19 protein-coding genes are annotated in these 16,210 nt (G+C 28.2%); 9 read left to right on the top strand and 10 right to left on the bottom strand.

What is annotated here, in order from left to right:
* The first annotated feature begins 61 nt into the window (after window positions 1-61).
* A complete protein-coding gene (dnaG, locus tag HA143_RS04640; protein WP_209083482.1) occupies window positions 62-2,095 on the top strand; it encodes a DNA primase in 2,034 nt (677 codons plus the stop codon).
* Between the two features lie 16 nt (window positions 2,096-2,111).
* Here dnaG and HA143_RS04645 read toward each other — a convergent pair whose 3' ends face one another.
* From HA143_RS04645 to HA143_RS04665, 5 genes are all read right to left on the bottom strand, one after another.
* Window positions 2,112-2,579, bottom strand: coding sequence for a serine hydroxymethyltransferase (locus HA143_RS04645; RefSeq protein ID WP_209083488.1), 468 nt, complete (start codon window positions 2,577-2,579; stop codon window positions 2,112-2,114).
* 10 nt (window positions 2,580-2,589) lie between these two features.
* On the bottom strand, window positions 2,590-3,876 hold the full coding sequence (locus HA143_RS04650) for a Y-family DNA polymerase (protein ID WP_209083496.1): 1,287 nt from the start codon (window positions 3,874-3,876) through the stop codon (window positions 2,590-2,592).
* A complete protein-coding gene (locus HA143_RS04655; protein ID WP_209083498.1) occupies window positions 3,873-4,289 on the bottom strand; it encodes a LexA family protein in 417 nt (138 codons plus the stop codon). The genes HA143_RS04650 and HA143_RS04655 overlap by 4 nt, the downstream gene beginning before the upstream one ends.
* A gap of 99 nt (window positions 4,290-4,388) precedes the next feature.
* A complete protein-coding gene (locus tag HA143_RS04660; protein WP_209083501.1) occupies window positions 4,389-4,805 on the bottom strand; it encodes a 23S rRNA (pseudouridine(1915)-N(3))-methyltransferase RlmH in 417 nt (138 codons plus the stop codon).
* Window positions 4,806-4,824: 19 nt separating this feature from the next.
* Window positions 4,825-5,157: a hypothetical protein gene (locus HA143_RS04665; protein ID WP_209083515.1), complete on the bottom strand. Its 333-nt coding sequence runs from the start codon at window positions 5,155-5,157 to the stop codon at window positions 4,825-4,827.
* 56 nt (window positions 5,158-5,213) lie between these two features.
* Here HA143_RS04665 and rsmA point away from each other — a divergent pair, with 56 nt between their 5' ends.
* The 6 genes from rsmA to secF all read left to right on the top strand — a co-directional run bounded on the left by rsmA (window position 5,214) and on the right by secF (window position 10,889).
* Window positions 5,214-6,038 (top strand): 16S rRNA (adenine(1518)-N(6)/adenine(1519)-N(6))-dimethyltransferase RsmA, encoded by an 825-nt coding sequence (rsmA, locus tag HA143_RS04670; protein WP_209083517.1) that lies wholly within the window; start codon window positions 5,214-5,216, stop codon window positions 6,036-6,038.
* Window positions 6,039-6,050: 12 nt separating this feature from the next.
* Window positions 6,051-6,986, top strand: a complete 936-nt coding sequence (gene ispE / locus HA143_RS04675) for a 4-(cytidine 5'-diphospho)-2-C-methyl-D-erythritol kinase (protein WP_209083519.1) — start codon at window positions 6,051-6,053, stop codon at window positions 6,984-6,986.
* A 24-nt stretch (window positions 6,987-7,010) separates the two neighbouring features.
* Complete coding sequence (locus HA143_RS04680; protein WP_209083521.1) at window positions 7,011-7,313, top strand: DUF3082 domain-containing protein; 303 nt, start codon at window positions 7,011-7,013, stop codon at window positions 7,311-7,313.
* A gap of 179 nt (window positions 7,314-7,492) precedes the next feature.
* On the top strand, window positions 7,493-8,476 hold the full coding sequence (locus tag HA143_RS04685; protein WP_209083523.1) for a pyruvate dehydrogenase complex E1 component subunit beta: 984 nt from the start codon (window positions 7,493-7,495) through the stop codon (window positions 8,474-8,476).
* A 3-nt stretch (window positions 8,477-8,479) separates the two neighbouring features.
* Entirely contained in the window at window positions 8,480-9,949 is a 1,470-nt protein-coding gene (secD, locus tag HA143_RS04690; RefSeq protein WP_209083525.1) for a protein translocase subunit SecD, read from the top strand.
* A 22-nt stretch (window positions 9,950-9,971) separates the two neighbouring features.
* Window positions 9,972-10,889 (top strand): protein translocase subunit SecF, encoded by a 918-nt coding sequence (gene secF / locus HA143_RS04695; RefSeq protein WP_209083527.1) that lies wholly within the window; start codon window positions 9,972-9,974, stop codon window positions 10,887-10,889.
* 206 nt (window positions 10,890-11,095) lie between these two features.
* Here the strand turns inward: secF and HA143_RS04700 are convergent, their stop codons facing one another.
* Genes HA143_RS04700 through mnmH form a run of 3 tightly spaced genes read right to left on the bottom strand, consistent with a single transcriptional unit; the run spans window position 11,096 to window position 13,610 of the window.
* Window positions 11,096-12,139, bottom strand: a complete 1,044-nt coding sequence (locus HA143_RS04700) for an AI-2E family transporter (RefSeq protein ID WP_209083529.1) — start codon at window positions 12,137-12,139, stop codon at window positions 11,096-11,098.
* 13 nt (window positions 12,140-12,152) lie between these two features.
* On the bottom strand, window positions 12,153-12,506 hold the full coding sequence (gene psb28, locus HA143_RS04705) for a photosystem II reaction center protein Psb28 (RefSeq protein ID WP_209083531.1): 354 nt from the start codon (window positions 12,504-12,506) through the stop codon (window positions 12,153-12,155).
* Between the two features lie 60 nt (window positions 12,507-12,566).
* Window positions 12,567-13,610, bottom strand: a complete 1,044-nt coding sequence (mnmH, locus tag HA143_RS04710) for a tRNA 2-selenouridine(34) synthase MnmH (RefSeq protein WP_209083533.1) — start codon at window positions 13,608-13,610, stop codon at window positions 12,567-12,569.
* 34 nt (window positions 13,611-13,644) lie between these two features.
* Between mnmH and HA143_RS04715 the strand changes: the two genes are divergently transcribed.
* Both HA143_RS04715 and HA143_RS04720 read left to right on the top strand, forming a co-directional pair.
* Complete coding sequence (locus HA143_RS04715) at window positions 13,645-14,364, top strand: GUN4 domain-containing protein (protein WP_209083535.1); 720 nt, start codon at window positions 13,645-13,647, stop codon at window positions 14,362-14,364.
* Window positions 14,365-14,413: 49 nt separating this feature from the next.
* Window positions 14,414-14,845, top strand: coding sequence for an ATP-binding protein (locus tag HA143_RS04720; RefSeq protein ID WP_209083543.1), 432 nt, complete (start codon window positions 14,414-14,416; stop codon window positions 14,843-14,845).
* Here HA143_RS04720 and HA143_RS04725 read toward each other — a convergent pair.
* Both HA143_RS04725 and HA143_RS04730 read right to left on the bottom strand, forming a co-directional pair.
* The gene (locus HA143_RS04725) at window positions 14,824-15,087 is read right to left on the bottom strand and encodes a DUF6439 family protein (RefSeq protein ID WP_209083545.1); all 264 of its coding nucleotides are present in this window, start codon (window positions 15,085-15,087) and stop codon (window positions 14,824-14,826) included. The genes HA143_RS04720 and HA143_RS04725 overlap by 22 nt on opposite strands.
* Before the next feature lie 12 nt (window positions 15,088-15,099).
* Window positions 15,100-16,155 carry a class I SAM-dependent methyltransferase gene (locus HA143_RS04730; protein ID WP_209083547.1) on the bottom strand — a complete coding sequence of 352 codons (1,056 nt, stop codon included), beginning with the start codon at window positions 16,153-16,155 and terminating at the stop codon, window positions 15,100-15,102.
* Window positions 16,156-16,210 lie beyond the last annotated feature (55 nt).

The following is a 16,210-nucleotide window of genomic DNA, read 5'->3' on the forward strand; positions in this document are numbered from 1 at the left end:
TTCTTATTTGATTTTGAACTATAACAAATAAATCATTATTTATTTCTTGATAAAAATCTCAATGGTTCATTCTATACACCCAAGAACTATTCAAGAGGTTAAGGAAAAGGCAGATATTGTTGATGTTATATCTGAACATATTGTTCTTAAGAAAAAAGGGAAGGAATTTGTTGGTATTTGTCCTTTTCATGATGATACAAAGCCCTCTATGACGGTATCACCAAGTAAACAATTCTATTATTGTTTTTCTTGTGGTGCTGGGGGTAACTCTATTAAGTTTTTAATGGAATTTACTCGTGCTAATTTTTCTGATGTTGTACTTTCTCTTGCTAAGAAAAATAATATTAATGTTGAAAATCTTGAGGGCCCCCAAGTAGAAGCATATAAAAAACAATTATCTAGAAAAGAAGAACTTTATAAAATACTAAGAGTTACTAAAAATTGGTTTAAGTCTCAATTAAATAATTCTCTAGGTGTTGAAGCAATGAAATATTTGATATCTAAGAGAAATTTAAATAACAAAATTATTGATAACTTTGAATTAGGTTTTGCTCCAAATTCATGGAATGATTTATATAACTATCTATCAAAAGTAGAAAAATTTCCTATTAATCTTATATTAGCTTCAGGTCTTGTAATTTCTAAGGATAATTCTGACAAGATTTATGATCGTTTTAGAAATAGATTAATTGTTCCAATACATGATATGCAGGGACGAGTAGTTGCTTTTGGAGGCAGATCTCTTGATGGCCAAGAACCTAAATATCTTAATTCACCTGAATCAGAGATATTTGAAAAGGGCAAAATGTTGTTTGCATTCGAAAAAGCATCTAGCCATATAAGAAAAAGAGATAAAGCGATTATTGTTGAAGGTTACTTTGATGTGATTTCTCTTCATTCAAGAGGTATTACTAATTCTGTGGCTTCTCTTGGTACCGCATTAAATAAGTATCAAATTTCTCAACTTTGTAGATGTACAGATAATAAAAATATAATCTTGAATTTTGATTCTGATAATGCAGGGAGATTAGCTACAGAAAGAGTAATAAAAGAAGTGGAAAGTCTATCTCTTCATGATCAAATTAATCTTAAAATTCTTCAACTTAATGATTTTAAAGATGCTGACGAATATTTAAATAGTCATACTCCAGAAGATTATTTTAATTTAATTGATAATTCATCCTTTTGGATTGACTGGGAGATAGATCAGATCTTTAACAATAAAGATTTAACTAAGTCTGATATTTTTCAGAGTGTTATTTTCTCATTAGTAAAGTTGTTGAGTAAATTACCTCAATCATCAACAAGAACCCATTATTTACAAAAAGTTTCTGAAAGATTAAGTAAAGGTCAAGCTAGGTTGGCGATACAGTTCGAACAGGATTTAAGAAATCAAGTTAAAGGATTCCGTTGGCATGGTAGAGCAAAAAAATTTGAGCAGCCAAATGAAGTTTCTCGTCGTGAGAAAAATGAATCTGAAATAATTATTTATTATCTACATTGTCCTAATCTTAGGCTTTTTATTCGTGATGAATTTCTCAAAAGAGAAATTAATTCTTTTAATACTGATTATATTCAAAAAATATGGGAAGCTATTTCAATTATTGAAGAGAATAATTTGGGTTTAAATTATTTAACTGAATTAAAACAATCAAATAATGAAATTCTTCAAAATGAGTTTTCTGATATTAACTTAATTTCACTTTTGCCAGACTACTTAGCTATTGATAATTCTGAATCATCAACTAAAATTAATTTTTTTGTTAATCCGAATGAGTTGTTCTTAACAATGCTAAATAATCCCAAAGATAATTTACTTGGAACTTTATCACTCCTTGAGAGATATAATTCACTAAAAAGATGCAGGCACTTGATCGAATCTTGGAGATCTCAAAGATTAAAAACTTTAGAAAATTGCATATCTATCTTAATTGATAATTCCTCTTCAGGTTCCTCAGATACCAATAAAGAGATAGATGAACTCTTTAAGGATTTAAACTCAGATGCGATTAAATTTCAGGAACTATATTATTTAGAAAGACAACATATAAACTATTTAGATAAACAGCGTTGTGGTAATTTCATTGCTAGTTAATAGGTATATTTTTAATTTATAGGCAGTATTTTTTAATAAGGTTTTTTACCTTTTTGGGTTTGTCTTCAAGAACATAAGCTTCTAATTCTTTTGCATAAGTACCAGAAAAATTTGAAGTAGAGAACTCTAATGCTTTCTTCTTACTTTGATGTAATTTACTTTCTAATTTTTTTATATCTCCTACTGTTTTGTTGTTATTGCATTTTTGTATTGCATGAGTTGCTTCATGTCTTAATGCTTTTCTTATTGCCCGTTTTGTTTTGAAATTATCTTTATTTAGTTGTTGCTTTAGATTTCTATAATTTGTTTTCCTTTTTGCATTTTCAGTACAAATTATTATTTTATTTTCTTCAAAATTGTGTAGTCCTTTAATCTTTTTATTTAATAGACACTCAACTTTATTTTCCTCAACGATGTAATTCGCCTTCGTCAATAAGTCAAGAATCTCTTTATCTAATTTGCTTAAAAATATTATAAATTCCATTTTGTTTTATTTACTTCATTATAGTTGGGATTCGTTCTATATCAGTTGTAGATGAACGACTTAAGAAATTTTTATTCATAGTCCAATTTCGTGGATTTTTTGTAATAGCCCATGTAATTGCCTTATTATTAAATCTTTTATTTAATAAATCAATCGTTCTCATAAGATTTGTTGATTTTTTCAAGTCTTTCTGAGAGTTGTAATCGATAACTGATTGCTGCAAATATTCGTTATTTTTTAAATCTTGCATTAAAACACCAGCCTTTGAGAATTTATATTCGGGATTATAAATTTCTTTAGATAATTCAACTACTATTTTTAAAATATTATTCGTGTCATCTGTTGGATTTGTAAGTTTTCTATGAGCACTTATTTGATAATGTTGACTTGAATATTTACTGGTTCTGGCAAATACTCTAATATCAGATGATTGCAAATTCTGACTTCTCATTTTTTCAGACGCTTTTATTGCGTGAGTTGCCAGTGCTTGAGTTAAGTCTTCTAATTTTGTGATAGGAGTACCGAAACTTCTGCTCACTTGAATTTCTTTTTTTGAGTTCTTGTTTTTTGCTATAGGCAAACATCTATGACCTTTCAGTTCTAATTGCAATCTTTTCCCTATAATGCCTAATTTCTTAATAAGTTCATTTTCTTCCATATCTCTTAGTTCTCTCGCATTTTTAATACCTTTACTTTTTAACCAATTAGAGGTTTGTTTTCCGACTCCCCATATCTTATCTATACTAATTCTTTTCAAATAATTATTCTCATTTCCGGTTCTAGCTAAATCAAAGATCCCAGCTGAATAATCAATATTTTTAGCTAATTTATTAGCAATTTTTGCTCTTACTTTATTTTCTCCTATTCCTATTGTTATGGTAATCCCTAGATTTTGATATATTAATGATCTTATGCTTCTTGCCCAAGGATATAGACTTTTATCATTAGGTCTGGAAATCGAGACAAATGCTTCGTCAATAGAATAGACTTCTATCCGTTCACAGTAGTTTTTTAGTAAATTCATTAGTCTTTTGCTCATATCGCCGTAAAGCGAGTAGTTTGAGCTTAAGACTGCTACATCTAATTGATTTAACCTTCCTTTGACCTTAAAATACGGAGTTCCCATTTTAATTTTTAAAGCTCGCGCTTCAGGACTTCTTGCAATGATACATCCGTCATTATTAGATAAAATTACTACTGGTTTATTTCTTAAATGAGGATTAATATTTTGTTCACATGACGCGTAAAAATTATTAGCATCTATAAGAGCTATCGCATCAATACTTGAAATTCTCATAAATAGCTATGTATTGAATAAATAACAACCCCCCATATCTGTACATCAATATGGTTTTTAAATCTAAAATCAGGATAATTATGATTTTCTGCTTTTAAATATAATTCATTATTTTTTATAGATAATCTTTTTATCGTAAATTCCCCGTCTATCATTGCAATGATAATATTCCCTGGCCTGGCGGCTAAACTCTTGTCTACTATTATTAAATCTTTATCTTTAATTCCTGCATTTATCATTGAGTCACCTTTAACTCTAAGAAAAAAAGTGCTAAAGGGATTAGATATTAAGTGTTCGTTTAAATCAATATTTTCTTCTGTATAGTCATCTGCAGGAGAAGGAAATCCTGCTGATACCGAATCAGTTAACAAAGGGATTTTAAACTTTTTAGTAACTGAATCAAAAAAATCCAAGACTTAAATTAATAGTATATATGTACTATATACTATTAATTTAACAAATGGTTGGTTATTGAACTTTTATAGATTAATTTTAGATTAAATCTAATCTTTTTAAGAGCGATGGTAAGGAGAGTTGTTGGATATAGAAATAGCTCTATAAATTTGCTCGATTAGGATTAATCTAGCTAATTCATGAGGAAAAGTTAAAGGAGAAAGACTTAGTATAAGATCTGATTTTTCTTTTATATCGAAAGTAATTCCATCAGTATCACCGATTAAGAAATTAATCTTTTTATTTTTAAAATTTAAGAGTAAAGAACATAGTTCAACTGAATTAAACTGCTTGCCTTCTTCGCTTAGACAGATAATAATATTATTATTAGATCTAAGATTATTTATATTAAAAGTCTTTAACTCATTAATGATAAGTTCAGGCATTCTTTTTTTGTATTGATTAATTCCATCTCTAATCCAAATTTTCTTTATTTTGCCTATAGCATAAATTGCTAATCTATTACTCTGAAGCATAAGTAAATATTAAATTTAATTATTCATCAAGAAGATAATTAAATTGATCATAAAGTTCTTCTTCTGTTGTTAATTTCTTAGAAAAATTAGCTTTTCTAGAATTCATATTAATTTGATTTAGCTCACTTTTTCTTAGTGAATTATTAACGTTAGAAGTCTCTTCTAAAGATTCTGAATTATCAATTAATGAATAAAAAATTTTATTGGGATCTTCTGAATTAAGTGGATTGGGGATTAAATTATCATTGTTAGGTATATTTGTGTAATTACTTATATTTTTACTTTCGTTATTTAAATTTTTATTTTTTTTAAATTTATTGAGTTTATCTAAATTCTTTTTTGATAAGCTCATGATATAAAGTATTAAATAAATTCATACTTAATTTAAACATATTATTTATCTTTTAGATGAATTCTAAAAACTATCATCAAAAAAAAAGATTTGGACAACACTGGTTAGTAAATAAAAAAATACTAGAAAAAATTAAAGAAATTGCTGTTCTTAATGAAAATGACTTTATTTTAGAAATTGGTCCAGGTAAAGGAGCTTTAACCTCTAAGTTATTAGATTCAGAAATTAAAAAATTACATGCGATTGAATTAGATAAAGATTTAATAAATTTATTAAATGATAAATTCAATAATAATGATAAGTTTTCACTTCAGCAGGGAGATATTCTTTCTGTAAATTTAGATTCGATTAATAAGAAGATTACAAAAGTGATTGCAAATATTCCTTACAATATAACTGGCCCAATATTGGATATTTTTATAGGGCGATTGGGCATTATAAGAAACTATAATTACGAAAAAATAATTTTTTTAATGCAGAAAGACGTTGTAGATAGGATTTTGTCAAAAGAAGGTAGTCCTAATGCTGGTGCGCTTAGTATAAGAATGCAACTCTTATCAAAAATAAAAAGAATTTGTGATGTACCGCCTTCATCATTTAGGCCGCCTCCAAAAGTTTTTTCTTCTTTAGTAGTTTTCGAACCAATTAAAAATGATCTAAGATTAGACATTAGTCTAGAAAAATATATAGATAAACTTCTTCGAATTTCATTTAATTCAAGAAGAAAAATGCTTAGAAATACTCTTAATTCAATACTTTCAAATGAAGATATAAATGAATTATCTGAATCTTCAAAAGTTTGTTTTAATTTAAGACCACAAGATATTTCAATTCATCAATGGATTAAGCTTGCAGAAAATTGTATTAAAATTAAAAAATAAAAATTTAAGTATATGCAAGATTTAGCTAAAACGAAAATTATTATAAAATCTCCTGCCAAAATAAATTTGCACCTTGAAGTTATCGGTAAAAGAGAGGATGGATTCCATGAGTTAGCAATGATTATGCAAAATATTGATCTTTCTGATTATTTAGAATTTGAAATTAATAATGAAGATTTAATTAAACTTGAATCTGATTGTAATGATTTAAGCTTATCTAGTGATAACTTAATTGTTAAATCGGCAAATCTATTAAGGAAAAAATCAAATATAGATTTCGGTGCGAATATATTTTTAAGAAAAAATATTCCAATTGGTGCAGGATTAGCTGGTGGATCCAGTAATGCAGCAGCAACATTAATTGGTCTTAATAAGTTATGGGATTTGAACTTAGATCAAGAAACATTATGTTCATTAGCATCAACTTTAGGATCTGATATTCCTTTTTTTATAAATGGTGGTATTCAATTATGTTTTGGAAGAGGCGAAATTTTGGAGAAATTAGATTCAAACTTTGAATATGGAGTAATTCTTTTAAAAAATCCAAATGTATCAGTATCTACTGCTGAAACTTATAAAAAATATAGTAATAGATTTTGTGATCAATATCTTACTAATAGAGCAATGATTGAGAACATAAGAAAAAATTTAAGAGATAATGGTTTAAATAACTTAAATTTTGATAATGAACATTTAACTATAAAAAATGATTTACAGTTAGTTGTTGAAAATGACAATGATTCTGTAAAGCAGGCATTATATTTACTTTCTAAATTAGAGAATTGTCTGACATTTTCAATGAGTGGATCTGGACCTACATGCTTTGCACTCTTTAAAGATGTAGAGACTGCTAAAAAAGAATTAACTGCAAATTATAAATTATTTAAAGATAAAGGTTACGATTCATGGGTTTGCACTTTCCTTGAAAAGGGAATAACATTCATTTAAATTTTTTTTATACAAAATTTTATTGTGGCTGATAATAGTAAAGAGAATATTGAAAAAAATATTCCCGAAAAAGGACCATTAAATTTTATTGCAGGATCATTAACCAGTTTTTTATTATTTATATTTTTTTATTTTTTAAGTAATAAAATTGCAATTTATTTTTCAATGCATAAACCATCTAATTCTTCTGAAATAGTCCAGAATATTTCTTCTAGTATTAATACCTTAATAATTGGATTGTCTTTTTTACTGACTTTTTCTTTCGCTTTTATAGGCTTTGGACTTTTTATTGTATTTATTCGCAGTTTTTTTATGAAGAAAAGTTGAACTAGAAATAATATAAAAAAAACACTTTCTTTGAATGTCTTTACATGATCTAGGTATTTTAATTCTTTTACTCTCACCAGGAATGATTTTGTCAATATTACTACTTATAACCTTTGCAGAAGGAGGATAAATTAATCAAAATGGTAAGATTATTTATGTGATTAATAAGGAAATTAATTGTGGCTGGAACATTATTGTTTAATGCTTTGAAAGAGGCAATTGACGAAGAAATGGCAAATGATGTTAATGTTTGCGTAATGGGCGAAGATGTTGGTCAATATGGAGGTTCTTATAAGGTAACTAAGGATTTATATGAAAAATATGGTGAATTACGAGTATTAGATACTCCAATTGCAGAGAATAGTTTTACCGGTATGGCTGTAGGTGCAGCTATGACTGGTCTAAGACCAATAGTAGAAGGCATGAATATGGGTTTTTTGCTTTTAGCATTTAATCAGATATCGAATAATATGGGAATGCTTAGATATACAAGTGGAGGAAATTATAAGATTCCTGCTGTAGTTCGCGGTCCGGGAGGAGTTGGTCGACAACTTGGTGCTGAACATAGTCAAAGACTTGAGGCATATTTTCATGCAGTTCCTGGAATAAAAATTGTGGCATGCAGTACTCCGACAAATGCTAAAGGTCTAATGAAAGCAGCGATAAGAGATGATAATCCGGTTTTGTTTTTCGAACATGTACTTCTCTACAACTTGTCTGAAGAATTACCTGAGGGTGACTATACCTGCGCTTTAGATCAGGCTGACGTCGTAAAAGAGGGTAAAGATGTTACTTTATTAACTTATTCAAGAATGAGACATCACTGCCTTAAAGCTCTTGAAGAATTAGATAAAAAAGGAATAGATGCTGAGTTAATCGATTTGATAAGTTTAAAACCATTTGATATGGAAACCATTGCAAAATCAATAAGAAAAACAAATAAAGTAATTATTATTGAAGAATGTATGAAGACTGGAGGTATTGGTGCAGAATTGATTGCTTTGATAACAGAAGAGTGTTTTGATGATCTAGATGCCAGACCAATCAGGCTTTCCAGTCAGGATATACCGACTCCGTATAATGGAAATCTTGAAAATTTGACAATAATCCAACCACATCAAATAGTTGAAAAAGTTGAACACTTAATTACTGGGAGTATATAGTCAATGAAAAGAAGGCAAGGCTGGCTTTTTTTTATAATATTTCTACTTACTTTATCTGTTTATTTATTAATAAATTATCCACTACAGTTAGGCTTGGATTTAAAAGGAGGTTCTCAACTTACACTACAAATTATTAAAGAGGAAGGTAAGGTAACTAAGGATGAACTTGAAGCGGTTAATTCAGTAATTGATAGACGCGTTAATAATTTAGGTGTTTCCGAATCTAACCTGCAAACCCTTGGTGGAGATCAATTGATTTTAGAATTACCTGGAGAGCAGAATCCATTAGTCGCTTCAAGAGTTTTAGGTAAGACTGCTTTATTAGAATTTAGAACCCAAAAAGTAGGGACATCCCAAGATTTAAAAGAATTGCAACTTCAGAGATTGAACATTAAAAAATTAATTGAGGAATATTCCTCTTTAGAAAATAATCTAAATGGAGATAATTTATTAAACATTATTCAGGATAGTCTTAGGGATATTGAACAAAAAATTAATTATTCTGCTAATAATAAAGAGTTATATGGGAAATTAATTGAAATTAAAAAGTATGTTGACAAAGAAATAGCAAATTTATTTATCAAGACAGATTTAACTGGCAAGGATCTTATTAACGCAGGAAGGAGACAAGAACAAACTAATAGTAATTGGGAAGTTTTATTAACTTTTAGTGATTCAGGAGGTGATAAATTTGCTGAAATCACAAAGTCAATTGCGGGAACTAATCAACTATTAGCTATTATTCTTGACGGCGAGTCTATAAGTGAAGCTAGTGTTGGTAGTCAGTTCGCTAATACTGGGATTACAGGTGGATCAGCAACCATAAGTGGTAACTTTAGTGCTGAAAATGCTAGAGAATTAGAAGTTCAACTTAAAGGAGGTTCATTGCCTTTGCCAATTGAAATAGTAGAAACTAACACTATTGGAGCTTTGCTTGGATCCAAGAATATTTTAAAAAGTCTTTATGCAGCTGTTAGTGGATTAATTTTTGTTGGTATATTTATGATTTTCAATTATAGAATTTTAGGCTTTGTTTCAGTTCTCTCTTTAGTACTTTATGGTTTCTTTAACTTGGCTCTGTATTCTTTAATCCCTGTAACTTTAACTTTACCTGGAATATCTGGACTCATACTTAGTATTGGGATGGCCGTTGATGCAAATATTCTAATATTTGAGAGAATAAGAGAAGAATTATATAATGGCAATACTCTTATAAGATCTATTGATAGCGGTTTTCAAAGAGCTAATTCATCAATAGTTGATGGCCACATTACAACTCTTTTAAGTTGTTTTGTATTGTTTTTATTAGGAACGAATTTTGTTAAGGGTTTTGCTGCAACTTTAGGTATTGGTGTATTAATAAGCTTATTTACATCATTAAATTGTTCCAAAACTATTTTGCGATTTTTTACAACATATCAATCTTTAAGACAAAAAAATCTTTACCTTCCTAGGAACAACTTTTCAAATTAAACTTTTTATTTTTAATCTTTCCATGAAATTATTTAATCTTGAACTAATAAAAAATAAAAGAAAGATAACTTGTTTCTCCGCATTTCTTATTTTGTTGAGTCTTTTAGGAATTTTATATTCTACATTTAATACTTCATATAAGAAACCTATTAATCTAGGAATGGATTTTGTTGGTGGTAATGAATTAAGAATAGAGAGAATATGTGAAGAGGAATGTTCTGATGTTTCTCCTGATTCAGTTTTAGAGAATTTAAGAGAAGTTTCTAAAAATAAAAATTTTTTAAATAATATTAAATTACAATTCCAAAATAATAATAAATTAGTATCAATTAGAACACCTTATTTAAGTATTGAAGAATCAAATAGGTTACTTACTAATCTTGAGAAAATTATTGGCCCCGTGAATTATGATAGTAAAAATTCAAGATTAATTGGTCCAAAACTAGGGAAAAGATTACTTACTAACTGTGTTACTTCTTTGTTAGTCTCTTTAATTGCAATATCATTATATATAACTCTTAGATTTGATAGAAAATATGCTTTATATGCATTATTAGCTTTATTTCATGATTTATTAATAGTTTTCGGGATCTTCTCTTGGTTAGGAATTATATTATCTGTTGAGGTCAATAGTTTATTTGCGGTGTCCTTGTTAACTATTGCAGGTTATTCTGTAAATGATACTGTTGTTATATTTGACAGAATTCGTGAGAATTTAAGATCAAATAACGAAGGCTATAACGAAACTATTCAATTATCAGTTAATGAATCATTTAGGAGAACAACTTTTACAAGTATTACAACTTTAATACCTTTGTTAACTCTAATTTTCTTTGGTTCTTACTCATTATTCTGGTTTTCTGTTTCCTTATCATTAGGAATTATAGTTGGAAGTTATTCAAGTATTTTATTGGCTCCATCTTTTTTACTCAAAGATTAAGCTTATGTCTTTAACTTTATGAAATTGAATTACTATTTAATACTTTTATTTTCCTTAGTTTTAATTGATATTTATACTGAGTTAAGAATATTATTTGATCATTTTACTTTCAATGCATTGTATTTTGCTTTCGCAAAACATCCTTTAGCTTTCTTTATACTTTTTTCCTTTCCATATTTATATAAAAAAATTAAATAAATAATTTTTTAAATATCTTTAATTGATTCTTTGATTAAAACCTGTATTACTACAGCTAAAGGCAGAGATAAGATTAATCCTAATGGACCAAAAATGAAGGTAAATCCAAATTGCGATATTAATGTTAATCCAGGAAGAAAATTTGCTTTTTTCTTCATTATAGAAGGCATTATTATATAGCTTTCAATATTTTGAATGATTACATATGCTCCTAATACTGCTAGAGGTTTCCAAAAATTATCTAGTAGAGCAATTGAGATCGGAAATATACCACTAATAACTGGACCTATATTAGGAATTATATTTAAAACCATTGCTATTAAAGCATTTGATACAACATATTTTACATCTAATATCGATAAAACTATTAAAGATAATAGACCAACTGATAATGAGCTTATGACCATAGAAAAGGTCCAGTTTGCTAATGCAATATTGCATTTATCAAGAATAATTCTAGATTTATTACGATAATTTTTAGGGATTATTAGAAGTATATTTTCTTTATATTGTTTTGGTTCAATAGATATCATCAAACTAACTACTAATACGAAAATTAATTTTAAAAGTCCTGATCCCAGATTCCCCGCTATATTAATTAAGTTCTTAAAACTTTCTTGAATAGCTTTAGCAATAGTTGCTGCGTCTGGAATGGTAACTACATTATTTATTAGATTAAATATGTCTATAACATTGTCTGATTCTTCACCATAAAATAAGCTATTCAATTTGTTCAGATGTGTATTAAGCAAGATATTTATTTTAGATAAACCATTAGGAATATCAACTAGTATTTCATTGAATTCTTTTACAAACGGAGGCAAGACAATAATAAAAATAGTAAAAACTATCAATGATATAACTGTTAATACAAAAAACAAAGATAGGGATCGGGGAATTTTCACCCCTTTTTGTATTTGATTACATAAATTACATACAATATTTGAAATTACTAAAGAGCAAATAATTAAAAGTAGGAAATCTCTTAATGTCCATATTATTAAAGATGTTAATAAGATTACTGCTAACTTGAAATATGATGAACTACTCAATTTAGTTAATAGTCTACTTCTTCTCAGAATATCCTAATCCATTTGATTTGGCATAAGTTTTTGCAAATCTCATGAATCTATCGAAGTCTAAAGTGTTCTTCCAAATATAAACTGCTTCTAAAAATATGGGCTCACCATCGACAAATCTTACTTTAACTTCTCTCGTTAATATCTCACCTTCAGTATCAATCATACGCATACCTGTGATTTCACCGTCTGTAATTGAAGATAAGGCCTGAGGTCTCTCGAACAAAAATAATGCTTGACCATTAGTACCATCTTTACTCCTAGTAAGCCTTATCTCAGGAACTACTGGTTCATCAGTCCCTTCATAGAATTGTATTTTTGCAGTTTTATTTGCTTTCATAATGTTCAATTTATAATTTTATATTTTAAGAAATAATTTTCACTTTCGTTTATAAATATTTTATAAAACATTATTTATTAACTCTAGGATCATTTCATCATATTTTTTGTTGGTTAAATCTAATAACGTTATATTTTCTTTGCTAACCTTTTCATATTCATAACACCTATCATAATAATCCAAAACTGATCTGCAAACTAAGTCCCATTTCTCCAAATCAATTGAATCAAGAGCTATTTTTGTTCTGTGCGGCCCTAATCTTTTTTTTATCCTTAGTACAGAATTTTTGAGTTCTTCTTTCTTAAATACACTATAAGTATCTATCAACTCATCTAACCTGTTTGATTCGCTCCTTAAAATCTCAATTCTCCTTGAGGTTTTCATCTGATTGAAGAATTCATGAGGTATTTTGCATTTGCCAATATTTGCACTTTCAGCTTCTACAAAAATATTATTAATGCTTTTAAAGGAATATAATTTTTCAGCAATTCTATTTTCAAATTGTTCGTTGGAGGGTTGGTCATTCATCCCTAAACCACCAAATGTACTACCTCTATGACAAGCAAATCCTTCAAGATCTATAGTTTGATAGTTATATTTCTCTAGTAATGACAATAACCTTGTTTTTCCAGTTCCTGTTTTCCCTCCAATAATTACAATTTCCCACTTTTTTGAGAAACTATCTAATATCCATCTTCTATATGTCTTGTATCCTCCTTTTAGAGTAATTGGATTAAATTTATATTTTTCTAGTAACCAAGCAATACTTTGTGATCGCATTCCTCCTCTAGAACAATATATTCTGATTGATAATTCATTATTTTTATTTTCTGTAATAATTTTATTAGAGTCAATATTCTTAAATAAATTATCAAGAAGTGATTCAATTTTTTTTTCAAAAAATTTTAATCCCTCTATTACGGCTTCTTCTCTACCTTTTTTTTTATAAATTGTCCCAATTATTGATCTCTCGTCATTGTCAAATAATGGAATGTTAATAGAATTAGGCATATGTCCTTTATAATATTCACTCGGGCTCCTAACATCTATAAGTGGTCCTTTAAAACTTCTAAATTTCTCTAGCTCTTTTCTTTTGAAATACATTGATAGTTTTTATTTTTAGGTTAATTTATTTAAAATGACAATCAAAGAACAAGATAACAATACTAATGCTACATTAGACCTTATTAATAAATTTGTAGACTCAAATCAAAGAAAAAGAATAAATTTATTAACTAAAATAGAATCTGAAGTCGATAATATTTTCAAACTTGGGCCTACCTTGTTTGAAATCTTTGATAGTGATGGAGATGAGTGGGCTGCTGGTTGGTTATTGCAAGTCTTAAAAAAATATAAACCTGATTTCTTTGAAAATAATAAGTTCAATAATTGGTTTAATACTTATTCAGATATTGATATTAATTATGATGAATTGCAATTGATGTTAGTTGAGCAAAAATTTGAAGCGGCTGATAGATTAACAAGTTCATTCCTTCGTCATTTAGCTGGAAAACTAGCTGAAAAACGTGGATATGTTTTCTACAGTGAGGTTAAGAATATGTCAGGTAAAGATCTACAAACAATTGATAGATTATGGACTATTTATTCTACTGGTAGATTCGGCTTTTCAATTCAAGCAAAGATTTTAAAATCAGTAGGAAAAAAATATGAATTATTATGGCCTAAAATAGGCTGGAAAAAAGAGGGTTTATGGACAAGATATCCCAATTCGTTTTGTTGGTCATTGAAGGCTCCTGATGGACATATGCCTTTAATAAATCAACTAAGAGGTGTAAGACTTTTGGACTCAATCCTTAGACATCCTGCTATAGCAGAAAGACATAATAATATTCTTTGATATAGAGGTCTTTAATAAGTTAAAATTTAGTTAGTGTTGAAATATTATTATGTCCTTATTTCAGGGCAAAAATATTTTAAAAATCTTTAAGAGACCAAGCATTAACTGGTCAAATTACGAATTTGAATCTTCATTACAATTAAATGAATTTGTTGATAAATTATTGGAACCAATAAAAAAATCACAATCAACCTATCTCATTAAACTGGGCTTACATGAAGCTCTTGTTAACGCAGTAAAACATGGAAATAAATTAGATCCCACAAAAAGTATTAGAGTGAGAAGAATAATTACTCCTAACTGGTGTGTCTGGCAAATACAGGACCAGGGCAATGGTTTAGAAAGAAAAAAAAGAAACTATAAATTGCCAAAAAAACTAAATAGTGTAAATGGCCGCGGCTTGTATATTATTAATGAATGTTTTGATGACATTAGATGGAACAGTAAAGGTAATAGGCTTCAGTTGGCTTTAAAAAGGTGATTTTTACTCGGGCAAGGTTGATCGATATTAATTTCTTTTAACCATTTAATACTTTCTTCCATATACTCAATGGTATCTTTCTCATTACAAGAAATAATTAATTGGCATAACCCTGCTGAAATAAGTTCTGCAGATCTTTTATATTTATTCCCTTTGTCTTTATGCCATTTTGAATGATCAATTTTTAACTTTCCATTAAGACTTTGAACAAGCTTAATAGTTTCTTTATCCCAATAGTTCATAGAATTTTTAATTTATTTTATAGCAGACCATACTTTGGTCATAAAAAAGGAATTTGATTTCACATTTTTAAAGCCTGTTTCATCAAGTGTAGAATTTATATTCTCATTTATGTAATCACGATAGAAAGGCTCATGAAAAGTTTTATAGAAATTTTCCATAATGGATGTAAAGTCTGGAGAATCACTTATTTGAATCGAATCAGCTAATACTAATATTCCACCGGGCTCAAGAACCCTATAAAATTCATTTAATACTTTAGATCTTATTGTTCTTGGTAATTCATGAAATAAATATACACAAGAAATGCATTGAAAGCTATTATTTTCAAAAGGTAATTCTTCAGCATTACCTTTTATTAATTCAATTAAATCGCCATCTAAATCTGAAATATATCTACTTGCCTCTTTTAAGTATGAATCAGACAAATCAAGTCCTGTGATTTTTTCTTTAGGGAATGCTAATCTTAATTGTTTTAATGTCCTTCCTGAACCAGTAGCCACATCAAGTATTCTTATAGAACTTTTTTTTCTATCACTAAAATTTTCTAGCCCTTCTTTTATTGGCTTTATTATTCTCCTCCTCATTGCGTCAGCACTTCCATTAAAAAGTATCTCTACTTGTAAGTCGTAAATACTGGCTGAAAAATCTGACAAATAACCATCTGTTTGATGATGAAAGTTTCTTAAGTAATATTGAGGATAATTATCTTTTTCAATTGATTTTGGAAGATCATCAAAGTTTTCTTTTCGTCTTCTATTCCAGGTTTTAGGCATATCTAGCCAAATTTTAGGATATTGAGTCAAATACCTAAGCCATGGCTCGTCAAATAATAATTTTTTTGGATATATATTTTTTTCTGCGTCATTCCAATCTTCTTCTCTTAAGAGATCCATGGAATTTTGGATTTGCGATAGAAGATCCTTATCGAGATCGAAATTTTCCAGCTTCTCATCGGGAAGTATAAAATTCATTATCCGTGAACTGATTTGTTTATGGGCAAATCCAGCTATGCTTTTGCTCTGTTGCAGTGTTTTATATGCAATTTTCGTAATAGATTCCCTAACCATTTTTAGATATATATATATATATTCCAACAAAAAAAAATACAATTTGAGAATATTT

This window comes from Prochlorococcus marinus CUG1415, assembly GCF_017696015.1.
Classification (GTDB): domain Bacteria; phylum Cyanobacteriota; class Cyanobacteriia; order PCC-6307; family Cyanobiaceae; genus Prochlorococcus_A; species Prochlorococcus_A marinus_AE.